Genomic DNA, 16,203 nt, shown 5'->3' on the forward strand with positions numbered 1-16,203 from the left:
GTTTAATTTTTTATCAAAAAAGCCGATCCCGACAAACTCGGAATCGGCTATTCGCCTTATTGCACGTTGATAACGAACGGAACGGTAATGACTTTGCCTTCTCGTTGGAACTGCGCCCACAGTTTATAGATGCCGGCATGCGGGAAGCCCGTCATGAATTGGGCTTCCGGTCCTCTCGCCTCTTCGTCCAACGCGTGAACGTGGAGATACTGCTCCGTATCTTCGCTGAGCGCGACGACGTGTCCGACCGCGCCTAAGTACGGTTCCAAATCCTTGATTGGCTGCCCCGTATTCGCATCGGAAAGCCGGAACGATAATTCAAAGTCTTCGCCTGGTTCCGGATGGTCGTTCGCGAGCGCGGCTTCAATACCTTCGACCACTTTGGCATGCGACTTATCCGGCGTAAGCGTGATCGGATCGGCAGCGGCGCCTTCGATCGTCACCCATTCCATAGCGGTCGTCTTGCCGCCTCCGCCCGGTACGTAATCGGCGATCAGCTTGTATTCCCCTCCCGCCGGAAAACGGTTCGTAATCTCGAATACCCCGTCACCGATATATTCGGGATGAATGTGGTTGAAGTAGGACATGTCCTTACTGACCACGATCAGGTGAAGCAGCTTTTCGTGCTCGATGTCGAAGTTATCGACCGGCTGATCTTGTTCGTCCCGGATGACGATACGGATTCCCGTGTCTTCACCGGCCTTGGCATTCGACGTCTCCCAGACGACGTTCGTCTTTAATGCGTTTTCTTCCCCTGTTTCGTCTCCATGAGAAGGTGAACCGCCGTGTCCATGCCCCTGCTCGACTGGCCGGGTGGACGAGCTTTCATTGCTTTGCTTGCCGAAGCCGTAGCCGGCCAAGAACGACAGGACGACGAGTACGAGCACTACGATAAACCGAAGCTTCCCATTCATTCGATTGTTTCTCTCCCCGGGTTTACGATCCACGTTCTGTAATCTTAAAGCGTTGAGCACGACGGATACGGAGCTTAACGCCATGGCCGCGCCGGCTAGCCATGGCTCTAAGTAGCCAAGCGCCGCTACGGGTATTCCGATCACGTTGTACGCCAGCGCCCAGAACAAATTCTGCTTGATGTTCGCCATCGTCTTCTTGCTCATCGAGATGGCGTCGGGGATGCTGTTCAGGTCTCCGCGCATCAGCGTAACATCCGCGGCTTCCATCGCTACATCGGTGCCGGTTCCGATCGCCATTCCAATATCCGCCGTCGCTAATGCAGGAGCGTCGTTGATGCCGTCTCCGACCATCGCGACCGTTCGTCCGGCTTCTTGCAACTTCTTGACTTCCCCCGCTTTGCCGTCCGGAAGGACTTCCGCCCGCACCTGATCGATGCCGACTTGTTCGGCGATCGCTTTGGCCGTACGCTCGTTGTCGCCGGTAATCATGACGACTTCCAAGCGAAGAGCCTTCATGCGAGCGATCGCTTCCGCGGAAGTTTCTTTAATCGTGTCCGCAACCGCGACCATCCCGGCGTACTTGCCGTCGACGGCGATGAGCATGGCGGTTTTACCTTCGGATTCCAGTCTCGCCATCGTCTCGAACGCGACGTCCGCTTGTACGCTGTACTCGGCCATCAGCTTCTTCGTGCCGACCATGACGCCTTTGCCTTCGACGACGGCCATAACTCCGTAACCGGGAATCGCTTGGAAGGAATCGGTCTGCGGCAGCGCGATTCCTTTATTTCTTACTCCGCTCACGATCGCTTCGGCAAGCGGATGCTCGGAATTTCGCTCGGCTGCGCCAACCCAAGCTAATAGCCGCGTCTCGTCGAATCCGTCTGCCGCGACGATATCGGTCAATTCCGGTTTGCCCTTCGTAACCGTACCGGTTTTGTCCAGCACGACGGTATCGATGCGGTGGGTATTTTCTAGGTGTTCTCCGCCTTTGAACAGAATGCCGAGCTCAGCGGCGCGTCCCGATCCTGCCATAATGGACGTCGGAGTGGCCAAACCTAAAGCGCATGGGCACGCAATGACGAGAACGGCGATCGCTTTTTCCAGCGCGGCGGCGACGTCGCCCGATTCCACGGCAAAGTACCAAACCGCGAAAGTTGCGGCGGCAATCCCGACGACGATCGGAACGAAGATACCGGATATGACGTCGGCAACCCGCTGGATCGGCGCTTTGGAGCCCTGCGCTTCCTCCACCACTTTAATGATTTGCGCAAGCGCGGTCTCTTTGCCGACTTTAGTCGCTTGGACTTTCAGTACTCCGTTCTTGTTCAGCGTCGCTCCGATCACCGTCTCGCCGGAACGTTTGTCGACCGGTATGCTTTCCCCGGTAAGCATCGATTCATCGACCGCGGACGCGCCTTCCAAGACGATTCCGTCAACCGGGACTTTCTCGCCCGGCCTGACCAAGAAGACGTCGCCGACGATCACTTCCTCCACCGGAACGTTCACTTCTTGGCCGTCGCGAACGATCGTTGCCGTCTTCGCTTGCAATCCCATCAGAGATTTAATCGCTTCCGACGACCGCCCTTTGGCCAACGCTTCGAAGAGCTTTCCGAGCAGAATCAAGGTAATTAAGACGGCGCTAGTCTCGTAGTAAAGCGCGTCGGGGACGTCCCATAGGGTGATATACAGACTATAGAAATAAGCCGCGGATGTCCCGAGTGCCACCAGAACGTCCATGTTCGCGCTGCCGTTACGCAGAGCTTTGTAGGCACCGACGTAGAATCGCGCCCCGATCGCGAATTGTACGGGCGTTGCTAAGGCGAACTGAAACCAAGGCTCCATGAAGAGCTCCGGCGACCAAATCCACGAGGTGAATGAAAAATGTCCCACCATCGCCCACAGGAGAGGGATGGTCAGTACGGCGGAGATCAGCAGCGTCCATTGTTGCCGGCGAATCTCTTCGTACCGGTGATCCCCGTCCCCTTTGGCTTCGGATTTCAGCTTCGCTTTATAGCCTAGCGACTCGACTTTACGAATCACATCGGTTGTATTGGTCATCGACGGCACGTATTCGATATGGGCGGTTTCCAAGGCGAGATTGACCGAAGCCTTCACGCCGTCCAGCTTGTTTAAGCCTTTCTCGATGCGATTCGCGCAGGCCGCGCAGGTCATACCCGTAATTTGCAGCGTTGCTTGTCGGTTATTCGTCATCTGTATCATCACCCTAATCGTTCTGGTCTGTAGGATATCATTCCATTTTCTGATTCCATCATAATATACCCCCCACCCGTATGTCAAACGGTAAAAAAAATACCAACGCCTAAATAAGCGTTGGCTCCGATCATTCCAGAGCTTCGAGTTCTCCTGCTTGCATTCTCGCGACAAGATCATGTGCGGGTTTATGGCTTCATCCTTTGCTACGGCACGGCGATCTCCAACACGATCCATCACGAAGCTGCCTGTTCGTTGCATAAAAGATTCGCTACCGCTAAAACCTACACAACATAACGGGTGGTGAATGCGGAATGGGTAAGAACAAGACGGCGATCGTTACCGGAGCCAGCAGCGGCATCGGCAAAGGCATATGCGCCGTGCTCGCGCGAGAAGGATACGACCTCTCCACCGTATACCGCTCCAACGACGACGGCATACGGGAGCTCGAGCAGATCGTTACCGTGAATCATGGCAGACGGCTGCACGTCATGAAAGGCGACTTGTCCGATCCCGGCTTCGCCGAAAGCTATGCGGACACGGCGATCCGCGCGCTAGGCCAAGTCCATCTGCTTGTCAATAATGCCGGGGCCGGTTACGCGAAGAAATTGTTAGAACTAGAGCCTGATGAGATGATGCGCTTCATCAAAATCGACTTCGTCGCTCCGATGATTCTGATGAAGCTCGTCGCCCGTCAGATGTTGGAGCGCGGCATCCAAGGCAGCATCGTCAACATTACTTCTACGAGAGCCGAACGCGCTTATCCGCACGATTCGGTATATGGAGGAATGAAGGCCGGCCTTCGCCGCGCGAGCGAGTCTATCGCAATCGAACTCGCCATGCATGGCATTCGCGTGAATAACGTAGCTCCCGGCGCGACGGAACTGGAGCGGGTCAGCGATGAATATTACGGCAAATTAGGCAGGAAAATACCGCTTCGGCGAGTCGGCAAGCCGAAGGATATCGGCGAAGCGGTACTGTGGCTCGCGTCGGATGCGGCCTCTTATATTACGGGCACGAGTCTAAAAGTAGACGGCGGTTTGATCCTCCCCGGCATGCCCGAGGCGGAGGACGAAACGACGAAATACTATGATTGGAAGCCGATTCGTTAAACTTTACGCGCCAACGAATTGATTGACCAACAGATTGAACTTGTCGCGTTCATCGTAGAACGAACCATGGCCGCTGTAGGAGAACGGAACGAGCTGCGCGTTCCTGATCGCCCGCTGCATCTCCTCCGCTTGCGCGAACGGGATCACTTTGTCGTGAATGCCGTGTACGATTAAAGTCGGCACGGCGATAAACGGCAAATCGGCATTCAAGTCGAATTCGCTCAGCAACTGAATGATCGCCGCCGTCGACCATCCGGCCGCCTCTAACCCTATCGCGTTGAACCATCCCGCGAAAGGTTTCGTCACGTACCGGAAGAAAAATTGATCGGTCACCTCCTGCATCATCTGCGGCCTGTCGTTCAGGCACAGCTTCATGAAACGAGCGGCGGTTTCCTTCGTAAACCCCGTCGGAACGGCGGCATCGATCAGGATGAGCTTCGATACGCCGAAGCCGTTATAACGCGACATGTATTTGACCGCGATCGCTCCTCCCGTAGAGTGCCCCGCTAGCGTAAAACGGTTCAGCTTCAGCGCTTCGACGACCATGCGAACGTCATCCGCCAACCGTTCGAGGTTGTAACCGCCGATCGGTTTATCGGACGCACCGAATCCTCTCCAGTCAATGCCGATGCAACGGAAACCCATAGTCGGCAATACGTCGAACTGATATTCGAATTGTTTATGGCTCAGCGGCCATCCGTGCAGGAACACGATCGTCCTGCTTCCCCCGGGATTCAAATCCTCAATGTAGAGCTTAATGCCTGTCTCTACCGTTACGTAATATCCCACGCCTATTCCCCCGTTCTCGAAAGTCGCATTATCCTAACATACTCGCGGAAATCGAGAACATGCAAGAAGAGCAACTCGAACGTATGGCGAAAGCAGGAATAAGCTCCGTTCATTCGTTAAAACTAGCAGAGATTGCGTTCCTCTAATCGAAGACGAGGAGGTATAGGCTTGAAACGGCTTGTTGCAGGGATCGTCGTCTGTTGCGCTATTGTTGCCCCGTTCGTCATGGATAGCTCCCTCATTACCGTTCGCACGGCGACGGAAATCCGGTCTCCGGCTCCTGGCCCGGACGCTCCCGGTCAGGTCGAAACGAACGCGTTTCGCTCCGGGCGAAGAACATACCGGGCTCCGGCGCGCGGCGGCAATACGGGCGTGCAGGCGCCCGGCGCGACTCGAACCGGTCAGCGTCCCGTCTCAAGCACTCCGGTAACGCGCGCGCCAGCATCGCGTTGGGGCGGCTTCGGCGGGTTCTTCGGGGGATTGTTCGCAGGCAGCTTGCTTGGCAGCTTGTTCAACCCGTTCGGATACGGCGGACTCGGCTTCGGCGGGTTCAATTTGCTGGCTGTGTTGATCTGGGTCGGCTTGTTCTACGTTGCTTTTCGTTTCATTCGACGGATGTTAGCGCCTCGGCGCTGAACAAGAAGTAAAAGACGATGTTCGGTTGCATGCGGCAACCTACATCGTCTTTTACGGACTTGCTTTAAAGGGCAACGACCTTCGTTGCGATCCGATCGCGGAATTCGCGATCATGCTCCACGAATACGATCGTCGGCTCGTATTCCAGCAGCAAATCCTCGATCTGCATCCGGGAGATGACGTCGACGTAGTTGAGCGGTTCGTCCCATACGAGCAGATGAGCTTGCTCGCACAAGCTTCGCGCGATGAGCACCTTCTTCTTCTGCCCTCCGCTGAACGCGGACATATCCTTCTCGAATTGAACCCTGGCGAAGTCAAGCTTGCGCAGGATCGCTTTGAACAAGCTCTCGTCGATCCCCTGCTCTATCGCGTAGTCCTTTAAGTTTCCCCTCAAATGCGACGTGTCCTGAGACACGTAGGAGATCTTCAACTGGCTGCCCCGTCTGAACGATCCCGCGTAATCTAACGGTTCGCCGCAAATCAGCTTCACTAAGCTCGACTTGCCCGAACCGTTGTTGCCCGACAACGCGATCCGGTCCCCCTGCTCGATCGTAAAGCTGACTCCGTTGCATACCGGTTTGTCTCCGTAATGAACGGTCACGCCGTCGAATTCCGCAAGCAGCCGTTTATGATAGGAAAGCTGCGACAGCTTTAAGCTTTCCGATGTTTCGATGTTCCTCAGCAGCTTCGACTTCTCCTCGATGGCGGCATGTTGCCGATGCTCGATCGCTTTGGAGCGCTTCATCATTTTGGCGGCTTTGTGGCCGACATAACCCCGGTCGGGTACGCCGTGTCCGATCTTCGTTTTCTCTACCTCGTGCGACCAATGGTTCGTTCGTTTCTCCGCTTCGGACAACCGTTTGATATCCTTCTGCAGCCGATCGTTCTCCGCGAGCTCGAAGTTGTCTTGGCGTTGTTTGCCGGTCCACCAGTCCGAGAAATTGCCCTTCTGCACGTCGATGTTCGTCTTGTTAATGGACAGGACGTGGTCAATGCATCGATCCAGGAACGACCGGTCGTGAGACACGAGTATAAATCCGCTCTTCGAACGGAGATAGTCGCCGACGATCCGCCGGCCGGTCATATCCAGATGGTTGGTCGGTTCGTCGATGAGCAGGAAGCTGTTTTCCTTCAGGAATAAAGCCGCCAGCAATACCTTCGTCCGTTCCCCGTTCGACAACGTCTCGAATGGACGGTCCAGCACGTCATCGGACACCTTCAGCAAGCTCAACTCGCGCGCAAGCTCCCACTCCGCGAAGTCGGGAACGATGCCGGCGACGATGTCGATCGTGCGGCGTTCCTTGTTCTCTACGGCGAACGGAAAATAATCGAAGCCGACGCTCGCCGTAATATGACCGCTATACTCGTACCGGCCAAGCAGCAAGTTCAGAAACGTCGTTTTTCCCCGCCCGTTCCTGCCCGTAAAGCCCAGCTTCCAATCGGTATCGATGTGAAAGCTGACGTTCTCGAAAATGTTATCGTAGCTGCCCTCGTAGGCAAACGTAAGATTAGATACTTTAATTAATGACATTAAGCGTGACCTCCCGCTGAAAATAATAAAAGCCGCAAGAAAGTTACCTTTCTCGCAGCTCAACCTATCTACAGCAAATCCAACCCGGTACGAAGCCGGACGAGGAGATCCCGTTTGAGCGAAAAGATAGAGTAACTTTCTTGCACACGAAAATAAAACGCGCGAAACAAATCGTTTGGCTGTTTTATCTTTCGTTAGCAAGAAATATCCATCTTTTCAGCTCCAATCCTTAAATTAAATGCATCTTATCATGCTGGGAAGTAAAATTCAACGTCTAATTGCCGATCTCGGCGACCCGTTTCGCATACTTCTGTTCCCTGCCGTCCCAACGCTGGCCTACGATCATCGCGCCGATCGTCGGGAAGCAGAACAATCGGATAATGAAAAACCAGACGTTGATCTTCCCTTCGTTAATGAGCTCGGGCAGCGTGAACAGAACGGTGCTGATCATTCCCATATACAGGACGCCGTACCGAAGGATATAGGCTCTCTTCCCCATTTGGCGCTTCGTTGTCCATTGTGCGATAAACTTGTCCATGTACGGCCTCTTCCTTCCGCGAAATGTCCTGCTATAACCTGAAGCAATTATTATAGCACAATTCCTGTGTCAGGACGGCTTGTGCTTTTCATAACCTAAAGGAAATCCGAACGAATAAGGAGCGGTTTCGATGGACATTCCGGTCACGGGATACGTGCTGTGCACGAACGATTCCGGAGATCATCACTCGCATCGGCTGTTCATCACCACATGGGACGGCAGGCAAGTACACGTGCACGGTTTTGCTGGAATGACCACCGTGGATGACGGTCACGCCCATCAATATGCCGGCGTTACGGCCCCCGCTCCGACGGGCGTCCCTCACGTACATGCCTTTCAGACGGAAACGACATTCAACGACGGCCACACCCATTTCATTCGCGGTACGACCGGCGAAGCGGTTCCGCTGCCGGGCGGAGGGCACATTCATTATTTCTCGGGATATACGACGGTGAATGGCCGGCATCCGCACGTTCATGCCTACCAAGGCCGGACCGGGAACGAGAGCATGTAGAACAAGGCAGCGCTCCTAGCGGAGATCGCTGCCTTGTTGTTATCCGATCAAACTTCTATTTTTGCCAGCGGCTCCTTCGCGGGTCCTTCGATCACTTCTCCGGTGTAAGAATATCTGGAGCCGTGGCAAGGGCAATCCCAAGTGCGGTCTCCGTCGTTCCAATGCGTCTCGCAGCCCATGTGCGTGCACGTCGTATCGACGACGTGAAGGACGCCGTTCGGATCCCGATAGGCGCCGGCCTTTTTGCCGCCTATGTTAACGACCGCTCCTTCGTTCTCGAGCACTTCGTCCACGCTGCGGTGAGTCGTCTCCAATTTGCCTGAGATGAGCTCTTTGGCTACGTTCGCATTCTGGGAAATGATCGTCCTGAGGTCCGGATCGGCGTGGAACCGCGCCGGATCGTACAGCTTCAAGTAACGATCTTCGTTGCCTAGTACGATATTCGTCAGCATATGCGCGGCCGCGGTGCTGTTCGTCATCCCCCACTTGCGATAGCCGGTCGCGACAAGAATATTAGGGTTATCGGCGTTGATACGCCCGACGTAAGGCACTTTATCGGTCGTGACCAAATCTTGCGTCGACCAACGATAAGCGATCTCCTTCACGTCGAACGTCGTTGCCGCGAACGTCTGCAGCGCCTCGTAGTGCTTGATCGTGCACGGGCTTTGGCCGGCTTTATGTCCTTCCCCGCCGATCAAGATCAGAGGCTCGTCCCCGTCTTGCGCCAACCGGATCGAACGCGAAGGCTTATCGATGCTTAAATACATGCCGCCCCCGTACGGCTGCTTGATCTTTACGGCGAGGACGTAGGAACGCTCCGCGTGCAATCTCGCGAAATACATGCCTTTCCAATCCAAGAACGGAAAATGGGATGCCGATAGGACATGCTTGCAAGTCAAGCGCTGTCCCTTCTCCGTCACGACGACGGGCGAAGCGCCATCCTCCACTTTCATGACGGTCGTATGTTCGAAAACGTGAGATCCGGCGTTCGTGATCCGATCGATTAACGTCGTTAAGTAGGGGATCGGATGAAACCGCGCTTGCTCCTTAACGGCTAACGCGGACGTGATCTTCAACGGCAAATCTATCGAATCCTTGAGCTCGCCGGGGATGCCGAGCTTCTCGTATGCCCGGAGCTCCTTCTCGAGCTTGTCGGCGGATTCGAACGTCTGCGCGTAAAGAACGGCATCCTCTATGGCATAATCGCAGGCGATGTTCTCGGTCTCCACCGTGCGCTTCATGAATTGCAACGCATCGCGGTTGGCCTCGTAATACAAACGCGCTTGCTCCTCTCCGAAATGGCCGATCAACTCGTCGTAGATCACGTCGTGCTGGACGGTAATTTTGGCGGTCGTATGTCCGGTCGTGCCGTGAAGAATGCGTCCTGCTTCCAGGATCGCGACTTTGACTCCTTGCTTGGAGAGTAAATATCCCGCGGTTATGCCTGTAATGCCTGCTCCGACGATGACGACGTCGGCGGATAGATCGCTACTCAGTTCCGGGAACGAAGGAATGTCGACGGAGGTTGTCCAATACGACTCGGGAAATTGCGGAAGCTGTGCCATGATGAGGCTCCTTTGCTGCATGATTATGGCTTAGCTTCTCACAAAAGGAAACCTCCAATTCCATTTGCCGAACAGTTTCATCAGGGAAGGGACGAGCATCAACCGAATGACGGTCGCATCGATGAACAACGCTGCCGCGATGCCTACGCCGAGCTGTTTGACACCGGAAACGCCTGCAAGCGCGAAGGGCGCCGTCACGGCGATCATTATCGCAGCGGCGGAAGTAATGATGCCCGCCGATGAAGCCATGCCGTCCCGCACCGAAGCCTCGTTATCACGAGTGCGGTTATAGCTTTCGAACATTCTCGAATAAAGGAATATACCGTAATCCATGCTGATTCCGAACGTTAATCCGAATAGGAATACCGGGATCATGATAGCGATGTCCGAAGGTTCTATCCCCCCTAGGCCTCGTTCGAAAACCAAGGCGACGATGCCCAATGAAGCTCCGATGCTCAAGAAGTTCATGGCGATCGCTTTGGCGGGTAGCAGCAGTGAACGGAATGCCCAGGCCAGAACGATGTAGTTGGAAGCGATAATAAAGGCTAGCGCGTGCTTCATCCGTCCGAATATTTCATCATGAATCTCTTGCCGATATTTCGATTCGCCGCCGACGATCACATCCAGCTCGCCGAGAGTATGCTCGCGGTCGCGAATCCACTCTCTCGCCGTTTCGGACGAGGCGTCGCCTCGAATGAGAACGGTAAGCAATCGCGTATCCCCACCGGTGTGCCGCGCTTCGGGTACGAATCTAATCACGCCCGGATCCGAAGCCCATGCGGCTTGAATTCGCTCTAAGCTCCGCTCGCTCCCCATGAGCTGCAGCTGCGATACGCCGGGAGGCTGTAAGCGATCGGCGACGATAGCCGCGGCCTCCCGCGATTCCGTCGATATCGGCAGCGATTCGGGGCCGGGAACGGTCAACCGCATATCGCGAATAGGAAGTAGACAGAGGACAAGGATAATCGCGGATAGAACGACGGCAGCGAATGGTCTTTGCATGGCCGTTTCGACTACCTTAGCCAGCAGACGGCGTTGTGCCTTCCTCGCTTTCCCTCCGCTGTCCGATTCGCCGATTCGATGTCTCCATGCATAGATCAACGCAGGCACGAAAGTCAGATTGATCAAAGCCGCCGTCGCGACGACGATCATCGCGGTCAAGGCGACGCTATGGAATATCGGCATGCGAATAAACAGCATGCCTAATAAAGCGAGGATCACGCATGCAACGGACACCGCGACGGCTCTACCGGAATAGGCCGTTGCCCGGATGATCGCCTCAGGAGCAGAATAGGCTGCCTTCTCTTCCCTGTATCGGCTGACCATCAACAAGGCGAAATCGATACATACGGCCATACCGGCCATCGGAATGACGTTATAGACGAACACGGATAACTCGGCGAGTTTCAGCGCCCCGATCGCGTACGTCAAGCCCATGGCAATGACAACCGACACGACGCCCGCGAGAATGGGGATCAAGGCAGGCCACAGCCCGCCGAAGGTAATCAGCAGCAAGAACAACGCAACGGGAATGCCCATCGCCTCGGCCGACTTCAGATCGCTTCGGCTCGATCTATTCACATCATCCTGTACGACCGGTTTGCCGGTTAGACGGATGCCGAAGCGCGGATCGGCCTTCATCTCTCCGCGAATGCGATCGATCGCCTTGGTCACGGCTTCGGACGAACCAAGCGCGGACACGATGGCGTACGCGTATCGGTCGTCCCGCAGCTCCCTGCGCTCGAGAGGAGAAGCGGAGACATCGACTCCGCTAATCGCCTCCACTCTTGCCAGAGAACGGGCGACGTACGATCGGAAGACTTGAGCCGAGCTTTCTTGCTTGTTCTCGAAGAGAACGATAATCGGCTCGCCCGGGATGCCCCATTCGCTCCGGAGCAGCTCTTGCGCCTGAGCGTACGGGCCATTCGTCCGCAGCCCGTGGTCGCCGAGTACATCGGGCAGTTTTACGGCGAACGCGGCGGACAAGCAGGCGATGACCGCCCAGCAGGCGATGATCCCCTTGAAGCGTCGAATCGAGAATTCGGCAAGCTTACGGCAGCCCATCGCTTGCGTCCCCGCGTTCAGGCATGCGTCCGAATACCAACACGGCATTGTGGCCTCCGAACGCGAACGTGTTGGACATCGCCGTCTCGACCGGTCTTTTTCTGGCTTCGTTCGGCGTGTAGTCCAAATCCATCTCCTCGTCCGGCTCTTCGTAATGAATCGTCGGCGGTACGATCTGGTCATGCAACGCAAGTACGGACCATATCGCTTCCACGGCTCCCGATGCCCCCAGCAAATGGCCGGACATCGATTTCGTCGAGCTGATGCTCACTTCGTAGGCGTATTGTCCGAATACGCTTCGGATCGCCCTGGTCTCGGCCAGGTCGCCCGCGATCGTGCCCGTTCCATGAGCGTTCATATAGTCAATCTGCTCCGGCCGTAGACCAGCATCCTTCAGCGCGAGGGTCATCGCCCGCGACCAGTCGCTGCCGTCCGGGCGGGGGGCGGCGATATGGTACGCTTCCCCGCAAGCGCCGTATCCAAGCACTTCCGCATACGGCATGGCTCCGCGCGCTCGCGCATGACGCCAAGACTCGAGTACGAGTATCCCCGCGCCTTCTCCCATGATCAGACCGTCCCTCCGCCGATCGAAAGGACGGCTTCCCGATTCGGGCTCGTCCTGCAGAGATAGAGCCCTCATCGCGGCGAACGAAGCGATGCCGATATCGCATAGCGGCGCCTCCGTTCCGCCGGCGATTATGACGTCCGCATCCCCTCTCTGTATTGCTCTGAACGCACCGCCGATGGCGTTCGATCCGGATGCGCATGCGGTGACCGAGCATTCCGTCGGACCTCTTGCCCCGTATCGTATGGCCACTTGGCTGGCCGCCGTATTGGGCAAATACATCGTTAACGCGTAAGGTGAAACCCTCCCGTATCCGCGCGCAAGCACGTCTTTCATGCCGTTCTCGAACGTCGCGATGCCGCCAACGCCGCTTCCGATCCATACGCCGGTACGGAAAGGGTCGGCATTGTCGCCGATTGCGAGCCCGCTATCCCGTACCGCTTCGTCGGCCGAGGCGATCGCGAAATGAACGAAGCGATCCATCCTCCTGGCCTCTTTAGGATCAATGTACGCGGCTGTCTCGAAATCGCGAATATAAGCCGCCAGCTTCGCAGGCAGCTTGTTGCTCTCGGGCAGCTTGCGAATGCCGCAAACTCCGTTCAAGGCATTGCGCCATGCGATCTCCTTGCCAATGCCGATCGGAGTGACGCAGCCCATTCCTGTCACAACAACTCTCTCGGTCATTCTCGTCCCCATCCTTAATCGCTACCGAGTCTTGTCGCGCGAACGAGCGCCTGCGCCGCTTTAGGCCATATGGCGCCTAATCTAAGCAATACCCCGCATAGAACGGACTGGGTCAGCGTCCGTTCCAGCACGCTGCCCCACCGCAGAGCGCCGCTGAATTGCCGCTCGATCAGACCGGTATATTGGATTCTCCATTCGGTTTCCGTAATAATTCCTCTTAAATAGTCATCCGCCAACGGCGCGCACAACTCGGACGACCGAAGCGCCATCGACATGCCGTCCCCGCAAAAAGGCGGAATAACCGCGAGGGAATCGCCGATGCAAGGAATATCGCTCCAGGCGGTCGGCGTCCGGCGAACGAGTACGGGCGAGGTCGCCGAGCGGGTTTCCGTCAGCGGCGTCGCGCCTGCTAATCTCTCTTTCCATTCGGGAACATGCTTGCATGCGCCGTCCAATATCCGTTCCAATGCGGAAGAAGCTCCGAGCGATTGGAATGCGGAGCAGGTGACGAGCGCGGCAACGTTGAGCCGATTGCCTTCGACCGGAGATACTCCGACATAACCGCCGCGGAAAAAATAAAGATCGACGATCGGCTGACGATCCGAACTGGCATAGTGGGACTTGATGCCGACGTAAGTCCGGCCGCCGGCGTGCGCATTCGTTCGATTAGCGGAGAACGGCCTTCGTCCCCAGGCGCCGATCGCAACGCGGCCGAACAACTCCAGCGGACCGTTCTCGCTTGCTCCCTCGACGCGATTGCCGCGCTCGGACTGCGTCACCCGGGAAACGGCGCACGGCGTATGAATGCTAGCTCCCTTCATCGCAGCGGCTTCCTGCAGCGCCGCGTCTAGCGCGTACCGGCTGACTCCCCAGGCCTGTCCGGGCAATGGAATCTCCAATCTGCCGCCGCTTTCCGAATGAATGCGGACCGTGACGATTTCAGCCGGATTCAAAGCGCGGACATGTTCCTCCAGTTCGAACCGGCGCAGCGTGGAACGTGCTTCGGGAGACAGAAACTCCCCGCAGGCTTTGTGCCGGGGATACTTGTTCTTGTCCAGCAAGACGACTTTCCAGCCGTCTTTGGCAAGCCTGTAAGCCATACTGCTTCCCGCGATGCCTGCTCCGATCACGACGACATCAGATTCGATGCGCATCCGTGCATTCCTCCTATTCCCACGGCTTCGGAACGATCGCCGAATAACGGAATAACGGCCTCCAGCTGACCGTCATCTTCGGAATGTCCAGCTTCCGAGCAGCATCGCGAAAGTCGCTTCTCCGGAAGCCTTTGGCTACGGACAAAGGCCCGTCATGCCGGATATAGCGGTTAGCCGAGAGGAGTCGCGTCGCGAGCCATACCGCGCTCCATGCGATCCAATGACGATGAATGTCGTTGATGACGATGCCTGCTCTCGATACGTCCAACATCCGATCGATAACGTTCGGCAGCAGCCCCGAATCGAAGTGATGCGCGAACTGCGAAGCGGTTACGATATCCGCGCAACGGGAGGGCAATTCGAACAGATCGCTTCGAAAGAAAGTCACCCTCGGTTCGTCTCTGAACAATCGTCCGGCTTCCGCAATCGCCTCCTCCGTAACGTCGACTAAGATCACGTTCAACTCCACGCCCTGTTTGCGCGCCCAACGGAGAAGGCGCACGTTAATGTCTCCCGAACCCGCCCCAACGTCCAACAAAGTCAACTGACGCGGGCGGCCAAGATGCTCCCATAGCGTTCTAACGCCGTACAGCGCGGGACCGGAGGCGCCGAAGATCCGGTTCAGCCTGCGTAGATGGACGAGCGCTTCCGTCAGCTCCGCTCCGCCCGTCGTGAAGTCGTCCATCCGTTCCGGTTCCGGCGAACGTTCCGCAAGAAATCCGCTCATGGCCGGTAAGAGAACCGGAGCAACTCGGCAACGACGCCCGGACCGAAAGCGAGCGCGATTCCTTCAGTCAACCCGTCCGTTGCCGGAGCTTGAGTTCTGAGCGCATCCATGACGAACAGGATCGTAGCGGAGGACATGTTCCCGAACTCCCTTAGAACGCTCCGGCTTGCTTCCGTCTGCTCGTCGGTCAGCCGGAACGTATGGGCTACCGCGTCGATAATCGCCCGGCCCCCCGGATGAATCGCCCACAGCTTCGGCATGGGAGTCTTGCCCCAGAACGTCTCTACGATCGGCGGAACCGCATCCCCGATGATCCGAGGAATACGAGGAGACAGCTCAAGACGAAAGCCGTAGTCTCCGACTGTCCATTTCATCGTATCGGACGTCTCCGGAAGCGTGATGCACCGAGAATGACCTAGCGTAAACTGACCGCTTGACGGTTTCTCCGAATGGCCGATGACGCAGGCCGACGCACCGTCCCCGAAAAAAGCTGCCGTGAACAAATGTTCTTTGTCGAACGTCGGCTGAATATGAATCGTGCACAACTCGACGGCAACGACGAGCGCTTTGGCCGCCGGTTCCGCCCGCGCGATCCGCGCGGCTTCGCGAAGCGCCGTTAATCCCGCCGCGCAGCCCAAGAACGTGAGCGGAACCCGCGTTACGTCCCGCGGAAGGTCGAGCTCCTGCGCAAGCACCGCATCCAGGCCCGGAAGGAAAAGGCCCGTGCAGCTCGCAACGATCAGATGCGTAATCTCGCGGGTCGCTACCCTGCTATCTTCGAGCGCTCGAGTCGCGGCCCGCAAAGCCAAAGGAACGGATTGCCGCTCATAGATCCGCATCCGCTCTTCCGTCGTGGGAATCGCAACTTCGGGCGACACGGGCACGTAACGGCATTGTCCGGCGGACTCCAGTAAATTCGGCTCGCAGGTGTATCGCGTCTCGACCCCGCAATGCGCGAATATGCGGGTTGCCCACTTAGAGCGCTCGGGGTCGTTCTTCAGCGCTTCCTCTAACCGTTCCGCCGTGTTCCGTTGTTCCAATCGAGAAGCCGGAACGGCCGTACCGATGCCCATTATTGTCAAATGCACGGCGAAGGTCCTCCTCTCCTGGACATGAAGTAATCCTTACACTTTATGTATTCGGCGTCATGGACATTCCGGGGATTCGCTTATTCATCTATTCTGATAAAATAGATTTAC

12 protein-coding genes and 1 pseudogene are annotated in these 16,203 nt (G+C 56.5%); 3 read left to right on the forward strand and 10 right to left on the reverse strand.

Annotated elements, in window-relative coordinates; translation table 11 throughout:
* Positions 1–944 precede the first annotated feature (944 nt).
* Positions 945–3,134, reverse strand: a pseudogene (locus tag COHPA_RS22855) (heavy metal translocating P-type ATPase); the annotation flags it as partial.
* Positions 3,135–3,439: 305 nt separating this feature from the next.
* Between COHPA_RS22855 and COHPA_RS0102510 the strand changes: the two are divergent.
* Positions 3,440–4,237, forward strand: a complete 798-nt coding sequence (locus COHPA_RS0102510) for an SDR family NAD(P)-dependent oxidoreductase (RefSeq protein WP_027084619.1) — start codon at positions 3,440–3,442, stop codon at positions 4,235–4,237.
* Positions 4,238–4,240: 3 nt separating this feature from the next.
* Here COHPA_RS0102510 and COHPA_RS0102515 read toward each other — a convergent pair whose 3' ends face one another.
* Complete coding sequence (locus COHPA_RS0102515) at positions 4,241–5,026, reverse strand: alpha/beta fold hydrolase (protein WP_027084620.1); 786 nt, start codon at positions 5,024–5,026, stop codon at positions 4,241–4,243.
* Between the two features lie 168 nt (positions 5,027–5,194).
* On the opposite strand from COHPA_RS0102515, the gene COHPA_RS24145 reads away from it, so the two are divergent.
* Positions 5,195–5,662: a hypothetical protein gene (locus COHPA_RS24145; RefSeq protein ID WP_027084621.1), complete on the forward strand. Its 468-nt coding sequence runs from the start codon at positions 5,195–5,197 to the stop codon at positions 5,660–5,662.
* A 64-nt stretch (positions 5,663–5,726) separates the two neighbouring features.
* Here COHPA_RS24145 and abc-f read toward each other — a convergent pair whose 3' ends face one another.
* Both abc-f and COHPA_RS0102530 read right to left on the reverse strand, forming a co-directional pair.
* Positions 5,727–7,193, reverse strand: coding sequence for a ribosomal protection-like ABC-F family protein (abc-f, locus tag COHPA_RS0102525; protein WP_027084622.1), 1,467 nt, complete (start codon positions 7,191–7,193; stop codon positions 5,727–5,729).
* 274 nt (positions 7,194–7,467) lie between these two features.
* Positions 7,468–7,731: a hypothetical protein gene (locus COHPA_RS0102530; protein WP_027084623.1), complete on the reverse strand. Its 264-nt coding sequence runs from the start codon at positions 7,729–7,731 to the stop codon at positions 7,468–7,470.
* A 130-nt stretch (positions 7,732–7,861) separates the two neighbouring features.
* On the opposite strand from COHPA_RS0102530, the gene COHPA_RS0102535 reads away from it, so the two are divergent.
* Positions 7,862–8,245, forward strand: a complete 384-nt coding sequence (locus COHPA_RS0102535; protein WP_027084624.1) for a YmaF family protein — start codon at positions 7,862–7,864, stop codon at positions 8,243–8,245.
* A 47-nt stretch (positions 8,246–8,292) separates the two neighbouring features.
* On the opposite strand, the gene COHPA_RS0102540 is transcribed toward COHPA_RS0102535, so the two are convergent.
* The 6 genes from COHPA_RS0102540 to COHPA_RS0102565 are packed head-to-tail and all read right to left on the reverse strand — an operon-like array spanning position 8,293 to position 16,092.
* On the reverse strand, positions 8,293–9,810 hold the full coding sequence (locus COHPA_RS0102540) for an FAD-dependent oxidoreductase (RefSeq protein WP_027084625.1): 1,518 nt from the start codon (positions 9,808–9,810) through the stop codon (positions 8,293–8,295).
* Between the two features lie 30 nt (positions 9,811–9,840).
* Positions 9,841–11,922 (reverse strand): MMPL family transporter, encoded by a 2,082-nt coding sequence (locus COHPA_RS0102545; RefSeq protein ID WP_084760297.1) that lies wholly within the window; start codon positions 11,920–11,922, stop codon positions 9,841–9,843.
* Entirely contained in the window at positions 11,861–13,123 is a 1,263-nt protein-coding gene (gene fabF / locus COHPA_RS0102550; protein WP_027084627.1) for a beta-ketoacyl-ACP synthase II, read from the reverse strand. The genes COHPA_RS0102545 and fabF overlap by 62 nt, the downstream gene beginning before the upstream one ends.
* Before the next feature lie 14 nt (positions 13,124–13,137).
* A complete protein-coding gene (locus COHPA_RS0102555) occupies positions 13,138–14,277 on the reverse strand; it encodes an NAD(P)/FAD-dependent oxidoreductase (protein ID WP_027084628.1) in 1,140 nt (379 codons plus the stop codon).
* 13 nt (positions 14,278–14,290) lie between these two features.
* Positions 14,291–15,004, reverse strand: coding sequence for a methyltransferase domain-containing protein (locus COHPA_RS0102560; protein WP_027084629.1), 714 nt, complete (start codon positions 15,002–15,004; stop codon positions 14,291–14,293).
* On the reverse strand, positions 15,001–16,092 hold the full coding sequence (locus COHPA_RS0102565) for a type III polyketide synthase (protein ID WP_035119927.1): 1,092 nt from the start codon (positions 16,090–16,092) through the stop codon (positions 15,001–15,003). Before COHPA_RS0102565 ends, COHPA_RS0102560 begins: the two co-directional genes overlap by 4 nt.
* Positions 16,093–16,203: the final 111 nt, after the last annotated feature.

Origin of the sequence: Cohnella panacarvi Gsoil 349 (assembly GCF_000515335.1) — a bacterium.
Lineage (GTDB): Bacteria > Bacillota > Bacilli > Paenibacillales > Paenibacillaceae > Cohnella > Cohnella panacarvi.

Bases quoted from the DNA above. Each gene is read 5' to 3' on its own strand.
- COHPA_RS0102510 (WP_027084619.1), top strand. From the start codon at position 3,440: ATGGGTAAGAACAAGACGGCGATCGTTACCGGAGCCAGCAGCGGCATC.
- abc-f (WP_027084622.1), bottom strand. From the start codon at position 7,193: ATGTCATTAATTAAAGTATCTAATCTTACGTTTGCCTACGAGGGCAGC.
- COHPA_RS0102530 (WP_027084623.1), bottom strand. From the start codon at position 7,731: ATGGACAAGTTTATCGCACAATGGACAACGAAGCGCCAAATGGGGAAG.
- COHPA_RS0102535 (WP_027084624.1), top strand. From the start codon at position 7,862: ATGGACATTCCGGTCACGGGATACGTGCTGTGCACGAACGATTCCGGA.
- COHPA_RS0102540 (WP_027084625.1), bottom strand. From the start codon at position 9,810: ATGGCACAGCTTCCGCAATTTCCCGAGTCGTATTGGACAACCTCCGTC.
- COHPA_RS0102545 (WP_084760297.1), bottom strand. From the start codon at position 11,922: ATGCCGTGTTGGTATTCGGACGCATGCCTGAACGCGGGGACGCAAGCG.
- fabF (WP_027084627.1), bottom strand. From the start codon at position 13,123: ATGACCGAGAGAGTTGTTGTGACAGGAATGGGCTGCGTCACTCCGATC.
- COHPA_RS0102555 (WP_027084628.1), bottom strand. From the start codon at position 14,277: ATGCGCATCGAATCTGATGTCGTCGTGATCGGAGCAGGCATCGCGGGA.
- COHPA_RS0102560 (WP_027084629.1), bottom strand. From the start codon at position 15,004: ATGAGCGGATTTCTTGCGGAACGTTCGCCGGAACCGGAACGGATGGAC.